The 18,347-nt window shown below is 68.6% G+C and carries 12 protein-coding genes and 1 pseudogene; 6 read left to right on the top strand and 7 right to left on the bottom strand.

Translation table 11 applies throughout. The features are described 5' to 3' along the window. Positions 1-130 precede the first annotated feature (130 nt). A pseudogene (locus EFK10_RS09475) lies at positions 131-693 on the bottom strand (transposase family protein); the annotation flags it as partial. Positions 694-1,137: 444 nt separating this feature from the next. Here EFK10_RS09475 and EFK10_RS09470 point away from each other — a divergent pair. Then, a complete protein-coding gene (locus EFK10_RS09470) occupies positions 1,138-4,878 on the top strand; it encodes a S8 family peptidase (protein ID WP_164835898.1) in 3,741 nt (1,246 codons plus the stop codon). A gap of 279 nt (positions 4,879-5,157) precedes the next feature. On the opposite strand, the gene EFK10_RS51955 is transcribed toward EFK10_RS09470, so the two are convergent. Beyond that, positions 5,158-5,283 (bottom strand): hypothetical protein, encoded by a 126-nt coding sequence (locus EFK10_RS51955; RefSeq protein ID WP_265737485.1) that lies wholly within the window; start codon positions 5,281-5,283, stop codon positions 5,158-5,160. Between the two features lie 1,319 nt (positions 5,284-6,602). Between EFK10_RS51955 and EFK10_RS09460 the strand changes: the two genes are divergently transcribed. Next, complete coding sequence (locus EFK10_RS09460; RefSeq protein ID WP_127355285.1) at positions 6,603-7,616, top strand: alpha/beta fold hydrolase; 1,014 nt, start codon at positions 6,603-6,605, stop codon at positions 7,614-7,616. Between the two features lie 2 nt (positions 7,617-7,618). Here the strand turns inward: EFK10_RS09460 and EFK10_RS09455 are convergent, their stop codons facing one another. After that, positions 7,619-7,906, bottom strand: coding sequence for a hypothetical protein (locus tag EFK10_RS09455; protein ID WP_127355284.1), 288 nt, complete (start codon positions 7,904-7,906; stop codon positions 7,619-7,621). Positions 7,907-8,938: 1,032 nt separating this feature from the next. Here EFK10_RS09455 and EFK10_RS09450 point away from each other — a divergent pair. After that, a complete protein-coding gene (locus EFK10_RS09450) occupies positions 8,939-9,673 on the top strand; it encodes a hypothetical protein (RefSeq protein WP_127355283.1) in 735 nt (244 codons plus the stop codon). On the opposite strand, the gene EFK10_RS09445 is transcribed toward EFK10_RS09450, so the two are convergent. After that, complete coding sequence (locus EFK10_RS09445) at positions 9,670-10,755, bottom strand: DNA glycosylase AlkZ-like family protein (protein ID WP_127355282.1); 1,086 nt, start codon at positions 10,753-10,755, stop codon at positions 9,670-9,672. The genes EFK10_RS09450 and EFK10_RS09445 overlap by 4 nt on opposite strands. Positions 10,756-11,018: 263 nt before the next feature. On the opposite strand from EFK10_RS09445, the gene EFK10_RS49790 reads away from it, so the two are divergent. Continuing rightward, on the top strand, positions 11,019-11,273 hold the full coding sequence (locus EFK10_RS49790) for a transposase (protein ID WP_240677102.1): 255 nt from the start codon (positions 11,019-11,021) through the stop codon (positions 11,271-11,273). Positions 11,274-12,066: 793 nt separating this feature from the next. Continuing rightward, positions 12,067-13,854 (top strand): adenylyl cyclase, encoded by a 1,788-nt coding sequence (locus EFK10_RS09435; RefSeq protein ID WP_127355287.1) that lies wholly within the window; start codon positions 12,067-12,069, stop codon positions 13,852-13,854. Positions 13,855-14,113: 259 nt separating this feature from the next. Here the strand turns inward: EFK10_RS09435 and EFK10_RS09430 are convergent, their stop codons facing one another. Next, a complete protein-coding gene (locus EFK10_RS09430; RefSeq protein ID WP_322973302.1) occupies positions 14,114-14,608 on the bottom strand; it encodes a TnsA-like heteromeric transposase endonuclease subunit in 495 nt (164 codons plus the stop codon). An 894-nt stretch (positions 14,609-15,502) separates the two neighbouring features. Beyond that, positions 15,503-16,852 (bottom strand): ABC transporter substrate-binding protein, encoded by a 1,350-nt coding sequence (locus tag EFK10_RS09425; RefSeq protein ID WP_127355281.1) that lies wholly within the window; start codon positions 16,850-16,852, stop codon positions 15,503-15,505. 539 nt (positions 16,853-17,391) lie between these two features. Between EFK10_RS09425 and EFK10_RS09420 the strand changes: the two genes are divergently transcribed. Further along, positions 17,392-17,592: a lamin tail domain-containing protein gene (locus tag EFK10_RS09420; protein WP_407647037.1), complete on the top strand. Its 201-nt coding sequence runs from the start codon at positions 17,392-17,394 to the stop codon at positions 17,590-17,592. A gap of 267 nt (positions 17,593-17,859) precedes the next feature. Here EFK10_RS09420 and EFK10_RS09415 read toward each other — a convergent pair whose 3' ends face one another. Further along, the gene (locus tag EFK10_RS09415) at positions 17,860-18,093 is read right to left on the bottom strand and encodes a Ku family protein (RefSeq protein WP_127355280.1); all 234 of its coding nucleotides are present in this window, start codon (positions 18,091-18,093) and stop codon (positions 17,860-17,862) included. Positions 18,094-18,347: the final 254 nt, after the last annotated feature.

The raw sequence follows: 18,347 nt of genomic DNA, 5'->3' as shown, positions 1-18,347 counted from the left end.
TCTGCGGCAGTACACGGCACGCCCACCGCAGGACCATGATCCACTACAGCAGCGCCAGGGGACCCATCGACCCAGCCCCGAATTAACCACCAAGATCGCGGGTGGCTTCGTATTCGGCCGGCGGGACGTGGACGCGGACGGTTCCGCTGGCACCCTGGTATCCCTTATCGGCCCAGCACTTGACGTCGGCCTCGGCGAGGGCGGCGATGATGCCGTGGGTGCGGGCGGCCCGGATGTCGTGGACCGCGCCCGGCATTGCCGGCGAGGCCCACAGCAGCTTCCCGAAGGGGTCGGTGAGCACCTGCACGTTCATCGCGTGCTTCTTGTGCTTGCCCGAGCAGTACGGGCGGTCGGCCGCGATCCGGTCCATGGGCAGCAGCGTGCCGTCCAGGATGACGAATGCCTTCGACCGCGCAGCCTCCATCGCCTGGTCAAGGGTCGAGCGAGCGCGGCGAGCACGTCGACTGCCTCCGTCACGTAGCGGTACGCGGTCCCCACACCCACGTGGAACGCCGCAGCCAGGCGCGCGTAGGTGTCGCCGCACCGCAAGTGCGCTAGGGCGAGCAGAGCCTGACGTCCCGTCGGCAGCTTGCGCCAGCGGGTCCCCAGCAGTCGACGCCGCGCGGCAAGGTGACGGGACAGCAGCCGCAGGGCGGCACTGGACAGGTCGATCGCGGACCGGTGGACCAGCACGACGAAGCTCCTGGTAGCCCACGGGTGATCTTGGTCGTGAACCCGTCTACCAGGAGCTTCACCTCTTCGTACAGCTCAACCGCGCCAACAACCGTGCCCCGGGCTCAGGTTGGAAAAGGCTCAGTCATCGCCCGGCGGGCGGTCGGGCCGGTAATGGCGCGATTCGCCAGCTGGCGATATCGGACAAGAGTTTGATCTAGACATCTCACGGCCACAAGCCTTAACTCTGATCAGCCACGCCAAGTATTCGTTGATCAGGCCGCTTCGACCGAGAATCTGCACTGGTGCCACTTAGACCGCCGGCAGTGCCAGCTGCGATCGCGAAATCGCCGCTGGCATCGCGATCAACGGGACTGCCCGCTGGTCCGACACCTCGCCCATCATCGCCCCGCTGGGACCACCCCAGCAGAGCAATTCCGTTCTCACTCAACAGATGGTAATCCCTTGAGAATATCACCGAGACGCTGGAGTGTGTTCGCCGTCGCCGGCGCCGCTCTCCTGTCGTTGGCACAACCCGCCGCTCTGTCCGCCGCCCACGCCGCGGCATCCGCGGCCACCGACTCCGCCGCTCCCGCCGCGCAGCGCAACGTGCCACCGGGCACCCACTCGGTCACCCTGATCACGGGTGACGTCGTTGTCACACGGCAGTCCAGCGCTGGCCGCGGAACCGTCGATGTGCGTGGTCCCGCCGGGACACAAGCCCAGGCGCGCATCACGGAGTCGAACGGCAACCTGTACGTCTATCCCGACTCCGTTCTCCCCTACGTGGCGGCGGGCACGCTGGACAAGCGCCTGTTCAACATCAGCGAGCTCGTCGCGAACGGCTACGACGACGCGCATCGCGACCAGTTGCCGCTGATCGTCTCGTACGGCAACAAGGCCGCCTCAGGGCTGCGTTCCGCAACCCCCAAGGGCGCCACCCGGGTCAGGGCCCTCGGCAGCGTCCAGGGTGCCGCGCTGGCCGAGGACCGGGACCAGTCGGCCGACTTCTGGCGGGCCGTCACCTCCACGCCGGCGTCGGGCTCGAGGACTGCGGCAGCCGCGTCCCCGTCCGGCACGCCGGCCTTCGGCGAGGGTATCGCCCGCATCTGGCTCGACGGGGTCGTGAAGGTGGACCTCGCCGAGTCCACCTCCCAGATCGGCGCGCCGCAGGCGTGGGAGGCCGGTGACACCGGGCAGGGCGTGGACGTCGCCGTCCTGGACACCGGCGTCGACGCCGAACACCCTGACCTGGCCGGCCAGATAGCGGCCTCGCAGAGCTTCGTCCCGGACGAGGACGTGACGGACCGCCATGGGCACGGCACCCATGTCGCGTCCACCATCGCCGGCACGGGGGCCGCGTCGGACGGCAAGGAGAAGGGCGTCGCCCCCGGCGCGCGACTGCACATCGGCAAGGTGCTTTCCGACGCGGGTTCCGGCGAGGAATCCTGGGTGCTGGCCGGCATGGAGTGGGCCGCGGTGGACCAGCACGCGGACGTCATCAACATGAGCCTGGGCTCCCCGGTCCCGTCCGACGGCACCGACCCCCTCAGCGCGGCGGTCGACCGCCTGAGCGCCGAGACCGGGGCCCTGTTCGTGGTCGCGGCGGGCAACGCCGGTACGGACCACAGCATTGGCGGCCCGGGCGCGGCTGACGCCGCCCTGACCGTGGGGGCTGTCGACTCGGCGGACGACGTCGCCTGGTTCTCCAGCCAGGGCCCGCGCGTCGACGGCGCGCTCAAGCCGGAGATCAGCGCGCCCGGCGTCGACGTGCTGGCGGCACGCTCCCAATACGCGCAGTTTGGCGAGGGCAGCTACCTGACGTTCAGCGGGACCTCTCAGGCCACCCCGCATGTCGCGGGCGCCGCGGCCCTGCTCGCGGCCGCGCACCCCGAGCTGACCGGCTCCCAGTTGAAGGACCTGCTGGTGAGCAGTTCGAAGCAGCTGCCCGCGTGGAGCGCCTTCGCGGCGGGCAGCGGCCGGGTGGACGTCCCGTCGGCGCTGAGCGCCGACGTCTTCGCCTCCGCGACCGCGTTCGCGGTGCCGGCCGACGGGTCCGGCGCGGTGAAACGCCCGGTCACGTACACCAACATGGGCGACGTGCCGGTCACCCTCGACCTGTCCGTGAAGGCCCCGGACGCCCCTGCGGGAATGTTCCAGTTGTCCGCCCCCCAGGTTGTCGTGCCGGCGCACGGCACCGCCGAGGTCACGGTCACCATCGACGGCTCCACGGCGACAGGGAAAGGCCGCTGGACCGGCCAGGTCGTCGCGGCCGACACGGCGGGGAAGGTCGTCACCCACACGGCCGTGTCGCTGGGCGACCTCGCGCACAAGCTGACCGTGGTCCTCAAGGACGCACACGGAAAGCCGATGTCAGGGGTCGTCGAGGTGCTGCGGTCCGGCGACGACGCGCCCCAGGAGTGGATCGTCGACGAGACCGGCACGGCGGAGGGCTACCTCCCGGACGACGTCTACTCGGTGCTGGAGTGGAAGGACGTGCAGGGTGTCCACGGCCCGCACTCGATGGGGATGGCGCTGCTCGGTGACCCCGATGTCGTGATAGACCACGACGCCACGGTCACCCTGGACGCCGCGAAGATCGAGCGGATCGACATGACCACGCCGCAGCGGACCGAGGCGACCTACCAGCGCCTGGAGTACACCCGCTCGATGGGCGGTCAGCTTTGGCGCGACTACCAGGAGACCCAGACCAACTACGACAGCCTGTGGGCCCAGCCCACCACGCACAAGGTGACCCACGGCGACTTCGACCTCGGCGCCCGCTGGCGCAAGGAGCAGCCGGCACTCGCCATCGCCACCAAGACCACCGAGTTCACAGACGCCTTCCGGCAACGGGACGTCACCCCGCTGTCCCAGGGTCACTACAGGCTCCCGCTCGTGGCCGCCGGCGACGGCACGAGCGCGGACTACGCAGGTGTGGACGCGCGGGGCAAGGCGGTGGTCGTCCGCCGCAACGACACGATCAGCGACGCCGACCAGGCCGCCGCGGCGATCGAGGCGGGCGCCAAGCTCCTGCTGGTCGTGAACAACACACCCGGGCGAGGGTTCCGGAGCTACAGCAAGACGCCGTGGACGGGGACCCCCGCCCGAATCGACGTCACGCTGTTGAGCACGGACGAGGGCGAGAAGCTCTTCGGCCAGGCCTCCGATCACGGGGCGGTGCTCTCGGTGGACTCGCAGCCGGTCAGCCCTTACGTGTACGACTTGATGTGGACGTGGCACAACGAGATCCCGGATAACCTGGTCGTCCAGGGCGGACCGGAGAACCTTGCGCGGGTGAACATCACCTTCGACAGCCCCGACCCGACCCTGGGCGGCGGCGAGTTCCGCTACGACTGGCCGGTCTACAACCCGAGGTGGGGGATCGGTGTGCCCATGTCGGAGCCGGTGAACTCACAGCGGGTCGACTGGGTCTCCACTCAGCCCGCGTACTCCTGGGGCCAGGAGGCGTACGTCGACGGTCTGCTCTACGAGATCGAGCCGCGCACCACGTACCGGGCGGGCAGCACGCAGACGCAGGAGTGGTTCAAGCCCATCGAGCGCCCGTACCTGAACAACAACTACAAGTCGCCCACCCGCAGCGGGAGCCACCTGGTCCTCGACGTCCCCGCCTGGGGCGGCGGCTCGGACCACGTCGGCATGTCCATGGACTACCAGCGCATGCATCACACCCTCACGCTCTACCAGGGTGACACCCAACTGGCCCAGAACTCGGCCAACACTGAGGTGCACGCTGACGCACCCGGCGCCGGCAAGCTGCCGTACCGTCTCGTCCTGGACGCCAGCCGGGACAGCACGGTGAGCCCGTACTCCTCCACCACGCACACCGAATGGGACTTCACCTCCCAGGCCCCGGCGGGGGACGAGCAGGCGGTCCTGCCGCTCATGCAGATCAACTACGGCGTCGACACGGACGCGGCGGGCAAGGCCGCCAAGAACGCGACACTGGCGGCGTCCGTCGCCCACCTCGCCCACGCCGCGGGCGCCGGCTCCCTGTCGGCGGTCACTTTGGAGGTGTCCTACGACGACGGACACACCTGGCGAGAGATCACCAGCGGTGACGACGGCCGGTTCGGGCTGTCCGCTCCGAAGAAGGCCCAGTTCGTCTCGCTGCGGGCTCACGCCCACGACAGTGCCGGCAACGCGGTCACACAGACCGTGATCCGGGCCTTCGGTCTCCGCTGACCGAGAGCCGGCCACTCACACGCGGGACCTGAACCACTTGTGCGGCGGGTCGCCCCTCCCGGGGTGGCCCGCCGCACAAGTGGTTCAGGTCCCGCGCGCGCGGATCCGGATCGTGCGGACCCGCAGGTTTCCCACCTGCGGGTCCAGCCGCAACAGGATTACGCGGCCCTCGCACCGGCCTGGGAGAGCTGCTGGATGACCTGGGGCAGGCCCGGTACCGGGGCATCCGGCGATAACGTCGTGTCGATTTCACGACGAACTCCTCGCGGAGGGGCCGGCTCATGCGCGCCGGACAAGGAGCGCGGCTACGTCGTCGACGTGGTCCACCGCGAGAGCGGCGTGCAGTACCTCGTCCGCGATCGCCTCGAGGGGCTTCCCGTCGTGGAGGGCCTGGGCCACTGGCACCGACGACCTTGCCGTCCTGGGGGTCGAATCGCAGGAAGGTACAACTGGCGAAGGACGTGACGTCCATGGCGATGAGCAGGTCGTTGGTGCTTCCCAGCACCGTCGCCGGATCCGGCTCGTGGGCGGCGATCGCACGCATGTGTCGAGGTCTTCGTACGGCCTGCTGCTGGCCGGCCAGGGGTCGATGGCCGATCCACTACGCGGGTACGTAATCGACAGTGTGATCACCGGTTGCTGCCGCGTACCGGTCACCCGGTCCCGGTACGCCACTCCCCCAGGAGCTTCGACGGCATCAGCCGGCGACAGCTGCTCGAGCATCCGCGGCGTCCAGCGCTTCCGCCGGATCCTGCCGCCCTACGGCGAACGCTCTCTGCCCCGACGCCTTGTGGGCAGCAGGATGGCGGCGGCCGGCGGCGGATACCGGCGCCGTGGGGGCTATTAACCGCAGCCGATGTCGGCGCCATCGGTGCGATGGTCCTGGCCTTCCTCCTCGGACAGTGCCGAGGACGGCCGGCCCCCCACGCGGCTGGTGCTGTCCGGCGTCGCCGTCGGCTGTCCCTTCCTCGCGGCCACCAGCTATCTGCACTGCGGGCCAATCCGAGCTAGTGGCATACGCCCCCACAAAACCACAGGTCACAGCGATGTGATAGAGATCGAGCACGTGCTGTATACCGCAGACCTACGCATTGCGATGCACAGACCGCAGGTATCTGATTTAGCCGAATCCCAGGGTCAATGATCAGGGGGGGAACTTCAGGACAGGTGCGAAGAACCTTCTTCCCCCGTCCGGGCTGGACCCTCGGGCAGGACGCCGTGACGGTGACCTCGCAGGCCGCCCAGAGCTTCCCGCAGGACGTCGGGGATACCCGGTCGGCGGCGAAGTTCGACGGACCGGTGCCGACGCGTCGCACCTCAGCGGACCTCCGCGCCGGTGCGGTGCTTACGTGTTCACAGCGGCAAAAAGGCAGGCCCCGAGCATCATGACCGACATATGGGCAGCATCCGCTTAGTAATAAACCAGAATGTCACATTGTTAATAAAACGCCCATTCATGCATAATGGAGGTGGAATGTTGCCGTAGTGAACTGCCCATGTGGCGGACGAGCGACCTGGCGAAGCCGCAGGAAGCAGGAACCACTGTCGGGTTCCGGTACCACGTTCATACAGGTGTGCTGCGCTCGGCCATAAGGACCTGCCCCGAGTGCCTCTTCGACCTTGTCGCATCGATGCCTGCAACACCTGTTGGGGGTCGGGACGCAGACCAACAACAGGTCGAAGGGTCAGCGCCGAGCACAGCGGATGATGAGGAGTTCCTCCCTATGACGGATTACCACGTCTTTGACCTGGGTGACTTCACCTTCCAGCACGGGGCGACCCTCCGCGGCGCGAAACTGGCCTATCAGACCTACGGCACCCTTGCTGACGACAAGAACAACGCGATCGTCTTCCCCACCTATTACTCGGGGCGCCACTGGGACAACGAGTGGCTGATCGGTGAAGGCATGGCTCTGGACCCCTCCACGTACTTCATCATCGTCCCGGACATGTTCGGCAACGGCCTCTCCAGCTCACCGAGCAACACCCCGGCACCCTACGACCGGGCCCGCTTCCCCGACGTCACCATGTACGACAACGTGCGCGCCCAGCACCGGCTGGTGACCGAGCAGTTCGGTATCGAAAAGCTGCCGATGGTGACCGGATGGTCGATGGGCGCCGGCCAGACCTACCAGTGGGGTGTCGCGTACCCGGACATGGTCAAGCGGATCGCGCCCTTCTGCGGTTCCACGGTCACCAGCGAGCACAACTTCGTCTTCCTCGAAGGTGTCAAGGCCGCTCTGACGGCAGACGAAGCCTTCCGCGGCGGTTGGTACGACGTTCAGCCGACGAAGGGGCTGCGTGCGGCCGGCCGAGTATACGCGGGGTGGGGTTTCTCCCAGGCGTTCTACTGGCAGCAACTCTACAAGCAGCTCGGATACTCCTCGCTCGAGGACTTCCTCATCGGCTTCTGGGAAGGCTTCTTCCTCAACGGCCTCGATGCCAACAACCTCCTGACGATGCTGTGGACCTGGCAGCAGGCCGATGTCGGCAAGACCCCGGGCTTCGACGGGGACACCAAGGCCGCACTGGCCGCCATCAAGGCCAAGACACTGGCCATGCCGGGCGAAAAGGACCTGTACTTCCCTCCGGAGGACGAGGAGTGGGCGTCACAGTTCATTCCTCACGGCGAGGTGCGCGTGATTCCGGGTGTCTGGGGCCACTTCGCCGGTGGCGGCGCCAACCCGGTCGACATCGCGTTCATCGATTCCGCCCTCAAGGAACTGCTGGCCGACTGACCTCACACCGGCGCGGCACCGCAGTATTCGGTGACCGATCCGGATGTCGCCGCGCGGCCCCGCACGGCGGCGGCCCCGTTGCGAATGACGCCGTCCAGCAGCAGCCGCCTCACCAGACCATCGGGCTGACCTGGGTCCCAAGGCAGCTGTGCGCGGTGCTCGTCGGTGCGTGGCTGCTCGACCTGGATTCCACCAAGGGGGTTGAACTGGCGGTACGAGTGGTTGGCCCCTCTGGTGTCCGGGCCGGCGGCCGCCGTGCTGTTGCTGCCTGATCGGTGGCTGTTAATCAATCACGCAGCCTTTTCCAACCTCAAGCTGAGCAGCATGCAGAGCGGCGACGCGGACGGCTGAGGCGGGCAACCGCGGCAGCGGGCGCAGTTGCTACATCGGCGGTCACGATGCCGTGTTCGTCGGGGCAATCTGGTGTCGGAAAGGGGTCCGGTACTCCTGGGGCGAGGTGCCGACGTGCCGGTGGAAGGCAGCCCGGACGGCGGCGGGACTGCCGAGGCCGCCGAGGTCTCCGATCTGCCCGACGGGCACAGTCGTCGTCTCGAGGATTTCGGGAACGCACCGCCGGCACCTGAGCCCGCTGCGACCACTACACCAACAACGGCATCGTCCGCTGGGTCGCAGCAACTCCGGCCCGGACGCCCGCTATCCTCCACGTCAACCCCGCCAAGTGCGGCCGACGCCACCCCTAGACCGCCGACCCTGTCCTGGTCGAGGACACCCCCGAAGGGACGGCAAGGCCCCCATCGCATCGAGCCCGCGGTGGGGGCCAACTCACGCCCGCGGAAGGGCAGGCGTCAGCGCCCGCCCCTCACAGACCGAGTGCAATGCGGCCAGTGGCTCCCTGTCGGTACCGGCAAAAAGCCAGGTCATTGCCGAGAGCTACGCGCCACGACGGTGCCCAGTCACGTTGTGGCCGACCGCATCACCGACGCGCTGACCGCGTTCCAGCGCGCTCAGCCGCCGGCACCTGGTCGGTGACCGGGTCCAGCGCATCATCTGGGCCCGCGGGGTGAGCACGCCAAGGGTCCGGCCTTGCGGAGCGTGCGCTGCCGGGCGGTGCCGCGGGTTGGCACCGGTACACGGATAACGCATTATTATGACTGTCGGTTGCGAGGCCGGCGGGCACACGCATTGATGGCCGGAGAGAGGCACCTCCAAGGAGGTGTCGGCCCGGGGCGGCAACCCCGACCGAAGGTCTCACCGGCCATCGGTACTCCAACCCACCAAGGAAGGAGTGCCTCCACGATACGGGCAGCTCGCCCGCCCGTACGAGCAGTCCGCACCTACAGACTCTCCGGAGGTCCCCCACCATGGCCAAGCACCCGAACCCCCAGGTCCGCATCTTCAACGGCCGTCCCGTGGTCAACCGCGACTGGATGGTCGAGCACACCGGGGCCAGTCGCGTCACCGTCGGTCTCTGGTACGCCAAACGCGACGAGGTTCCCGCCAACGTCGAGAGGGACGCCGCCGGCAAGCCCAAGCCTGTCGCGCGCCACCCGGACAAGGCGGTGACGATCGAGCGGGTCGACTTCTACGACAAGGAGCAGTTCGAGGCCTTCCACACCGGCCTGCAGAAGCGCAAGAAGAAGATACTCCCCACCGACCCAGCGCTGTACGAGGGCGACGTCGACGACCGGATCTCCATCAACCAGGCCGCGGAATGGTTCAACTTCGCCGGCCCCGGAGTCATCCGCAAGTACCTGGGCGCCAACCCCGGCTACTTCCCGGCCCCGGTCGGCACCGTGCAGGGCCCCACCGGACGGCAGATCCCCGCCTTCCACCGCGGCGACCTTCAGGACTTCGACCGCAAACGCACCGGCGACAACACCGGCACCGCCGGACGCCCGGCCGGCCCCCAGCACCGCGACCGCAAGCCCCACACCGAGCAGCGCATCAACACCGCTCTCGCCTACCTGCGCGAGAACGGCTACCGCCGCGGCGTCGCCGCCGAACTCGCAGAACGACACAACGAGCCGGCCTGGAAGTGGGAGCGCGCCGTCAAGGAAGCCTGCAACCAACTGAGCAGCGACGAGTCCACCAACTAAGCGAAGTGCAGCCTGGCCTCGGCCGCACCACGGGTCGAGGCCACGGTGTCGGCCTCGCATCCCAGGGCCTTGCGGACGCCACCGGACAGTGGCCCGAACGGCGTGACGGTGATGTCGAGCTTGCGTCCGGCGGCCTTGGCGCGCCAGATTCCGGCGATCTCGGAGCCCACCAGGAGGGCGCCCGGGCCGCCGATCGCCCGCCAGACCTCCTTCTCGCGGTTCTTGTCGGGCACGAGCAGCCCGCGGTCCCGCGCCTGCAGGAACGGATCGCCCGGAGGAAGCAGACGTACGAGATCCTGGCTCTTCGCCGAAAGCATCGCGTCCAGTTCGGAGGCGGGCAGCCAGGCCTTCTTCCCCTCCGCCCATACCTCGGCCAGATCGTCCGGCCACACCGCCTTGACGACGGTCTGCTTGACACCCAGGTATTTCGCCACCTCGGCGGGTGCGGCGGGACCGAGGAAGCGCAGATAGGCCCGCACCAGCTCGGCGGTGCCCGTCGCCGCGACCGGCACGGGAAAGCCCTGCTCCAGGGGAGCAAGGACGGTCCTGCCCCCTTCCGTGCCCACCCGGATCGCGCCGAACAGTCCAGCCTGCTGGAAGAGCAGCCCGGAGATGTGCTGCGCACCGCACGGGTCGCACCAGTACGTCAGTGACTCCGGCACCGACGCGCTGACCGCGGCGCTGACCTCACCCTTGGCCATCGGCGCGGTCACCACCTCGCGGAATGCCCCGGCGGTACCACGGAAGGCCTCGATTCCGAGCTTCGCCCCCTCCTTGATCACAGCGGTGTTGATCCGCGCCGTCGCATCCGCGTCGTCGACCGGCCAGAGGGCGGCGGCGAGAGCCGGGAGGTCCGCACGCCGGTGCAGATGGGGCGCGCCACGGAACGACCACACGAGATCCAGCCCGTCGGCGGAAGCACCCCGGGCGGCAAGCGCCGACCGGGCCGAGCCGTACGGCGTGTCCTGCACCCCCAGGACGAGCACCTCCGGCGCGGGCGAGGAGCGGTCGAACCCATGAACCGCCACCCGATGGGCCAGCACCTGCTCCCGGCCCACTTCGTTGCGGTGTGCGCTGCTCACGAAACCGCCCCTTCTTAGGTGTTGGCCGTACCGTACATGCGCCGATGGCCACGATGCGGCCGAGAGTGAAGATCTTGGGTTTTGGTCCTGCCGCGTGAGCGGCAGGACCAGACTCGTTGTAGGGCAATGGGCCGAGTGGGTCGGCGAGACCGTCGGGCCGGACGTGTGGGAGGCGTGCCGGGATCTGGTCCCGGCCGGGAGCGTGTTCGCGTTCCTGGCGAAGTATCGGGGGCGGCTGTTTTCAGGGTCGGATGTTCGCGGACATGTATCCGTCGGCGAACGGGCGGCCGAGCGTGCCGCCGCAGATCCTCGCCGCGGCGATCACGCTGCAGGCCCTGCAAGGCCTGTCGGACTTCGAGACGGTCCAGGAACTACGGGGCGACCTGCGGTGGATGGCCGCTTTCGGGCTGGGCCTGCACGACATGGCCTTCGACCCGTCGCTGCTGGCCCTCCTTCCCCGTTACCTGGCCCGTTCCGCCCGCCCGACCGGGTATTCAAGACTGTGCGCGAGGTCGTGAAGGCCACCTGCGTGCTGAAGGGCAAGCACCGCCGTGCGCTGGGGCGCTGGATTCCACCGTGCTGGACGGCGCGGTCGCCATCCAGGACACCGTCACCCAGCTCATCGCCGCCGTCCGGGCCGTGCTCCGCGAAGTCCCCAAAGCCGCCGGCAGTGCACTACCCACCACTACACCGGCCTGGGCAAACCGAAGTGAGACCGGGGGCGGCGCGGGCTTGTGGACAGGTGCAACCCGTCGGGGTCAAGGTGCAGGACGACAAGGGGTCGGCAGATCACCGTGCGCGCAATGCGCGCGCCGCGTTCGCGAGGCGCAGCACTGGAGCCGGTGACGCGCATCGCGAACGCGCGATGCGCAAACAGGCCCGGAATGTCGTGGTGAGTTCCCGGCGGGGCCAGCTCCCGCCCTCCGTGGGCGGCGGCGTCGATGAGCCCGTTCACCGCGGAGAGCCCGCCGCTCCCGGCCCCGGCCGGCTCGTCATTCGTCACAGCGGACCTCCCGTACGGGCCGCCATGGACCCGCTGCCCCACAGTGCAGAGGGCCGGCCCCGACCCGGGCCCAGTGTCCCGCACCGGGCCGCGCGGCCCCGCACCGGCCCCGACCTGGCAGAACCGGCCAGCCGGTCAACTTAGCGTGTGGGACGCCGTCTTATTGCCGCTGCACGCTTATTGACGCTGCATACCCGCGATGATTCACTTCGTGACTGAGAGCGCTCTCTTGCGGTTGAGGACCAGCCGCGGTCCCCCATCCACCACGTCCAGGGAGAGCCGTGTCCGTTATTCCCACTCGCCGTGCCATGCTCCGCGGGGCGGCTGTTGCCGCCGCGGTGCCGCTGGTCGGCGGCATCTCTGCAGGATCAGCCTTTGCGTCGTCGCCCGCATCCGCCACGTCCTCGCACGGCCACGGCGCCGCCGGTCTCGGTCCGAACGTCCTGGTCTTCGAGCCGTCCATGGGCGATGCGGCGATCCAGGCCCAGGTCGACGCCGTGTTCGCCACCCAGCAGTCCAACCAGTTTGGCACCGAGCGATACGCCCTGGCCTTCATGCCGGGCACCTACAACGTCGACATCAACGTCGGGTTCTACACCCACGTCCTCGGGCTCGGCGACAGCCCCGACGACGTCGTGATCAACGGTCACGTCACGGTCGACGCCCAATGGCTGGACGGCAACGGCACGCAGAACTTCTGGCGGGCCGCCGAGAACCTGAGCATCGCGCCGCCCGACGGGCTGGAGCGGTGGGCGGTCGCCCAGGCCGGCCCGATGCGCCGCGTCCACGTCAAGGGAAACATGACCCTGTGGCCGAGCCCGCCCGGCAACCAGTGGTCCAGCGGCGGATTCCTGGCCGACAGCGTGGTGGACGGCCAGGTGGAGTCGGGCTCGCAGCAGCAGTGGCTGTCGCGTAACGACACCTTCGGCAGCTGGGCCGGCGCCAACTGGAACATGGTCTTCGTCGGCGTCCAGGGTGCTCCCGCCCAGTCCTTCCCCACACCTCCCTACACCACCGTCGACCGGACCCCAGTGGTGCGGGAGAAGCCGTTCCTGACCGTGGACCGCCACGGCTCCTACCAGGTCTTCGTGCCCGCGCTCCGCCGTGACAGCACCGGCACCACCTGGGCCCATGGGCGGGCCAAGGGCCACAGCATCCCGCTGTCCCACTTCCACGTGGCCCGGCCCGGCGACTCCGCCGCCACCATCAACCAGGCCCTCGCCCGCGGCAAGCACCTCCTGATCACCCCCGGCATCTACCCCGTCTCCTCGCCCCTGCGCGTCACCCGCCCCGGTACCGTCGTCCTCGGCCTCGGCCTGGCCACGCTGCAGTCCACGCACGGCAACACCGTCATGGAGGTCGCCGACGTCAACGGCGTCACCGTCGCCGGTGTGCTCTTCGAGGCCGCCTCGGCCCACACTCCCGTGCTGCTCCGCGTCGGCCACGGCCCCAGCCGGCTCCGGCACACGGCCGACCCCACCGTGCTCTTCGACGTCTACGCCCGTATCGGCGGCGCCCTGCCCGGTGGCGCGGGCGTCAGCGTCCAGCTCGACAGCAACGACGTAATCTGCGACAACCTCTGGCTCTGGCGCGCCGATCACGGCCTGGACGGCACCGTCGGCTGGTCGGTCAACCCGGCCGACACCGGCATCCTCGTCAACGGCGACCACGTCACCGCGTACGCGCTGGCCGTCGAGCACTACCAGAAGTACGAGGTGCTGTGGCAGGGCAACCACGGCAGCACCTACTTCTTCCAGAACGAGCATCCCTACGACGTCCCCACCCAGACCGCCTGGGTCCACGGCACCACCAAGGGCTACGCCGCCTACAAGGTCGCCGACCGCGTCACCGACCACCACGCCTGGGGCCTCGGCAGCTACTGCTTCTTCAACCTCAACGCCGACATCTACACCGACCGCGCCTATGAGGTCCCCGACGCCCCCGGCGTCGTCTTCACCGACCTGATGACCGTCTGCCTCAACGGCCCGGGCGGCGGCGGCATCCTCCACTGCATCAACAACACCGGCGACCCCGTCCAGAACGGCTTCGGCACGTACAACATGAAGTCCTACACCAACGGCACCGGCACCCTCTGATTTCCCCCACCTCCACCGGGACGAGTCGGGTGGGTCCCCCGGACCCACCCGATCGGCGTGCCGGTAGTCGGCGGTGTACTCAAGGCCGCCGGCCCGCCGGCAGCCTCCCCGACCACAGCAGATGGAACAGCACCGGCAGCACCAGCAGCCGGTCACCCACCTCGGTGGCCCCGGCCAGCAGCGGAACGGGTTCGTCGAAGACCTCCAGCAGCCGAGCCGCGACATCCTGGTGGCGGCCGCACCGGCTCCTGCGGTATCGCTACAGCCACCGCATGTTCGCCATCAGCATCGGATCCGGGATCCCCACACGGGCGAACTCCCAGCCCACTGCTGCACAAGCCCGTTCCGTCGCCGCGAACGACTCCGCAGCCGCCTCGTCGATCCGATCCCCTGCCCGGACATCCACCACCCCGCAACGGCCGTCCGCCAACCGCACGAAGTAGTCCGGAGCATGGCGCTGCTTGCGCCGGCCGTCATGCCAGTGCAGCCAGAACGGCTGCGAGGCGATCCGCACCACCTCGGGATCCGCATCCAGCAAGATCAATCGGTCCCGCTCCAGCCACGACTCGTACCCGACATGCTCACCACTCGTCACCACGTAGTACCAGCCCGCGAAGCTCTCCCCGCCCTTGGAAACCGCACGCTCCAGCTGGCCCTGAGCGACCTGCGGACCAGCTCCTCCACCGTAGAAGGCCAGGTCGAACGCACCAGGGACCGGATCCGTATACGGATCCGCAAGCTCCCCCACCGCCACCGGATCTTCCCCCAAGGCCAGGTAGTTAGCGTTATCGGCTTCCCCGCAAGGGAGTTGGCGGTTTCTTCGAGGCGGTATAAGTGGCTGGTCCGTTCTTGTGGATCAGGCCGGCCTGGGACCACCGGGCGAGTTGTCTGTGCATGCTGCCGAGGGTGATGTCGCCGAGGTGGCGGGCGATGTCTCTGGTGTGCCAGTTGCGGTCGGGTTCCACGTCGAGCAGGGACAGGACTCGTTCTCGTCGTCGTTGTGCCGGGCTGGCGTGTCGGTCGTCCCGGGATGCCGTGGGCAGGGGATTTTCCTCAACCGAGGTTCATCGAGGACCACTGTGAGACCTACCCGGTCAAGCGGCTGTGCCACCCCACGTGCTGGGGGTCTGCTGACGCTCTACCAGCTGCTGCGGACCGTCATGGTCGGGGAAGAGCACAAAGGATGCCCGGGTGAGCGAGCGGACCACGGAGGAGCTCCAGGCACAACCCGGCGACACCATCAACACCAACTGCCCACCACAACCACCCCATAGCGGTGAAAACAGACGACGCATTCACAGTGCAAGAAACACGACGCCCATCAACCAGCCGGACAACGAAGTGCACAGACCCCGGGTCGTCATGGTCCCGGGGTCTCGTGCTGTCCGTGGTCGAGCGTGAGGCGGCCCGGGCCAGCGCCCCGGGCGCGGGTCACTTCGTGCCCAGGCGGGCGTCCAGCAGGATCAGAGGCAGTTGCTTGCCGTCTGGAGCCTCTAGGTCAACCCCGTCCAGGACCGCGCCGGTGGCGTCCCAGGTTCGCCGGCAGACCGCGCGGCGAGCCGCATCGACCACGGTGAAGCGGGCGGCGGGGGCGGGACGCTCGAAGGGGCAGCCGGGCCGTCGGCGGCCCGGGCGGCCGGACCGCGGCCTACGACGTCCAGGCTGCCTGCGCGTTCTGCAGTGCCGTGGCGGCGCTTTGCTTGCCCTCGATGGCCAGGGCGAGCTGGTCGACGAGACGCTGCAGGTTGTCGGGGTCGGCGGGGCCGTGCGGCCAGACCATCGGCGTGCCGTCGAGTCCAGCCCGGATCAGGTCGACGGCGACCGGCGTGTTCGCGGCGTACGCGGAGGAGTGCAGCACGCTCGTGCGGTTGGGGTCGATGGCGCTGTTCTTCTGGGTGGTCTCCAGCAGCATCTCGTCGGCGCTGGTCACCCACTTGATGAACTCCAGCGCCGCATCCCGGTTCTTGGAGGCGGCGGAGACACCGAGGCCGTAGCCCCCATCGAGCGGTGTGCGGCGGCGTGTGTTGCCCCCGCCGAGTGGCAGCGCCGTCACCCCCCACTTGCCGACGATCTTCGACAGCGTGGGGTCGGCGGCCCTCTGCGCCACGCCCGTCCAGGTCTCCACCAGCGCGGCCTGACCCGCCATGAAGGCGTCGGTGGCGGTGCCCAAGCCGGTCTCGGTGGGCGTGGGCAGCGCGTACGGTGCGATGTCGATCAGGTGCTGGGCGGCGGCGAGCGCGGCGTCCGTGGTGAGAGTCGGTCGGCCCGAGCGGTCGACGAGGTCGCCGCCGTAGCCGACGAGCCGGTTGATGAAAGCGGGGCCCAGCACCATGGGGTCCGGCTGGCCCGTCACGACGGCCCCGTAGTACGCGCCACCGCCGCCCTCGGTGATCGTCTTGGCGGCGGCGTCGTACCCGTCCCACGTCCTCGGGGGCTTCAGCCCGTACGTGTCCAGGAGTTCCTGGTTGTAGAAAATCAGGTGCTGGTCGCCGTCGTACGGCAGGCCGTAGCGCCGCTTCCGGTAGACGGTGTACGGGTCGTAGACGGACTTCAGGAAGTCACCGGTGTCGAGGTCGCTCTGTGCGGCGATCCACCTGGTCAGGTCGACCAGTGCGCCGGCGTCAGCGATCGACCCCAGCATGTAGTAGTAGTAGTCGAAACAGTCGAATTCGCCGGTCCCGCTCTGCACGTCCTGGATGATCATGTCCGCCAACTGGGTGTAGTCGACGGCCCTCGCCTGCAACGTGCCACCGGTCAACTGCTGCCAGGCCGGGGACAGGAAGTTGTTGTACATGGACAGGTGCGGGGTGTTGCAGAGGACCTTGAGCGTGACTCCTTCGAAGTCCAGCGACGGACTGGCCTTCGTGGTGGCGGCGGCCGCACTCGTGCTGCCGAGGGCCGTCAGCGCGGGGCCGAGGAGGGCCAGCGAGGCGGCTTGGCGGAGGACGTTGCGGCGCGAGGGTACGGCAGCGGGCGTGCGGGCGTGCGGAGAGGACATCGGGCTCCTTTGACGGGGAAGGGTGACGAAGGCTCAAATCAGGGCCGGAGGGCCTCGAAAGGAATCTGGAGGCCGCTTTCTGGTACCGTCGCGGCCGAGTTCTCCTTCCGCCGCCGCAGGAGCGCCCTTTGCTGATGGTGTGCCAGGAATGCGCCGGCGGGAGAAACCGAAAATCCCCCCGCCCCGAGCCCACCGCGGACTGCCGGGCTCGCGGTCGCGAACGGCGCGCTCACGCGCACACCCAGCAGTCGACTCATGACCACCTTCTCTTTCGTGTCTCCGCCGGTGAGCGGGAGACCGAAACACCCGGAACGGACCATAGATCTACTCGGGTGCCGCGAAAGGGTCAAGCACGAGGACGGACTTATGGGTGAAGACAAAGGATTCCCAGTCATTCCAATGGGTACGCACAGAATTCCCCCAGGAAACGAACAGCGCGCCACTAGGAGCTGTTTTCATTTGTGATCAATGCGTTTGGTGAGGCCTGATCGCCGGACGGCCCACCGGGGCCCCCGACGCTCCGATCATGGACTGGACGAATGCGCTGGCTGTCTTCGGAGCAGCCACGCCTGGCTGGCAAGCAGTCGGTACGCGTCCACACCGGCACCGGCCGCGACACCCGCCACGACCTCTACCAGGACCGCCGCACCTACGTCTGGAACAACGATCGAGACACCGCGACCCTCCGCAACAACGACGGCCGCACCATCGCTGTCAAGGCCTGGGCCCGCCGACACTAACCTGACGGCCTCGCCCGGACCCGGGCGAGGCCCAGCCGGGCAAACCTGTGGCGCGTGACAGCGGAAACCCTGCCGTCACGCGCCACATCTGCGCCTCCCTCGGCCAGGGTGGTGGCCGTGCCGCCGAACGACGCGCGCCGACACGAGCCAGCAGTCCCCGCGGTGCGGGGCAGCGGTGCGGCTGCGTCAGCCGGTTGGCCACAGCGGACTGGCGATGCCACCTCCCCCGCAGTGGCCGCACCGAGCACGGCTGCCCGGGCTGGCCGGCTACTGCTCGCCGCGCCGGGCCTGGCGGATGCTGTCCTCCAGGGCCTGCATGAGGTCGACGGCCGGCTGCGGCTCGGGAGGATCCGCCCACCCCAGCCCATCCAACTTGGCCGTCACGACCTGTTCAAGGGCAGCTCCGTACTCGTCATGCAGGGTGGTGATGTCCACCCCGGTCAGCCGGTCGATCAGCACCTCAGCGAGCTCCCGCTCGGTCACCGGGGCCGGCGAAGCCATCTGGTCGGACTGTACGCCCACCCCGGTCAGCCGTTCCTGCCGCTCGACGGACAGCAACGCCCAGTCACGGGCCTGCCGCCGGGCAGCGCAAGCACCCCCGCAAGGCCCTCGCCGACGCGGCATCATCTGCTGGCGCCGACTGGTCAACCTTGCAACCTTCTTAGGAGTTTTTCAGGTCAGCTACAGCGTCCTGACAGGAACGACCGGAAGGCTCTGCGCAGTTGCTCAATGGAGAGGAGCGCCGTTATGAACGA

This window comes from Streptomyces soli, from assembly GCF_003999195.1.
Taxonomy (GTDB): Bacteria; Actinomycetota; Actinomycetes; order Streptomycetales; family Streptomycetaceae; genus Actinacidiphila; species Actinacidiphila soli.
Note: the sequence above shows the minus strand (reverse complement) of the source record. Positions and strands in the feature narration are given on the sequence as shown.

What these genes read in the sequence shown, in the direction of transcription:
- EFK10_RS09460 (WP_127355285.1), top strand. Translation starts at nt 6,603, where the DNA reads ATGACGGATTACCACGTCTTTGACCTGGGTGACTTCACCTTCCAGCAC.
- EFK10_RS09450 (WP_127355283.1), top strand. Translation starts at nt 8,939, where the DNA reads ATGGCCAAGCACCCGAACCCCCAGGTCCGCATCTTCAACGGCCGTCCC.
- EFK10_RS49790 (WP_240677102.1), top strand. Translation starts at nt 11,019, where the DNA reads ATGTATCCGTCGGCGAACGGGCGGCCGAGCGTGCCGCCGCAGATCCTC.
- EFK10_RS09435 (WP_127355287.1), top strand. Translation starts at nt 12,067, where the DNA reads ATGCTCCGCGGGGCGGCTGTTGCCGCCGCGGTGCCGCTGGTCGGCGGC.
- EFK10_RS09425 (WP_127355281.1), bottom strand. Translation starts at nt 16,852, where the DNA reads ATGTCCTCTCCGCACGCCCGCACGCCCGCTGCCGTACCCTCGCGCCGC.
- EFK10_RS09420 (WP_407647037.1), top strand. Translation starts at nt 17,392, where the DNA reads ATGCGCTGGCTGTCTTCGGAGCAGCCACGCCTGGCTGGCAAGCAGTCG.
- EFK10_RS09415 (WP_127355280.1), bottom strand. Translation starts at nt 18,093, where the DNA reads ATGGCTTCGCCGGCCCCGGTGACCGAGCGGGAGCTCGCTGAGGTGCTG.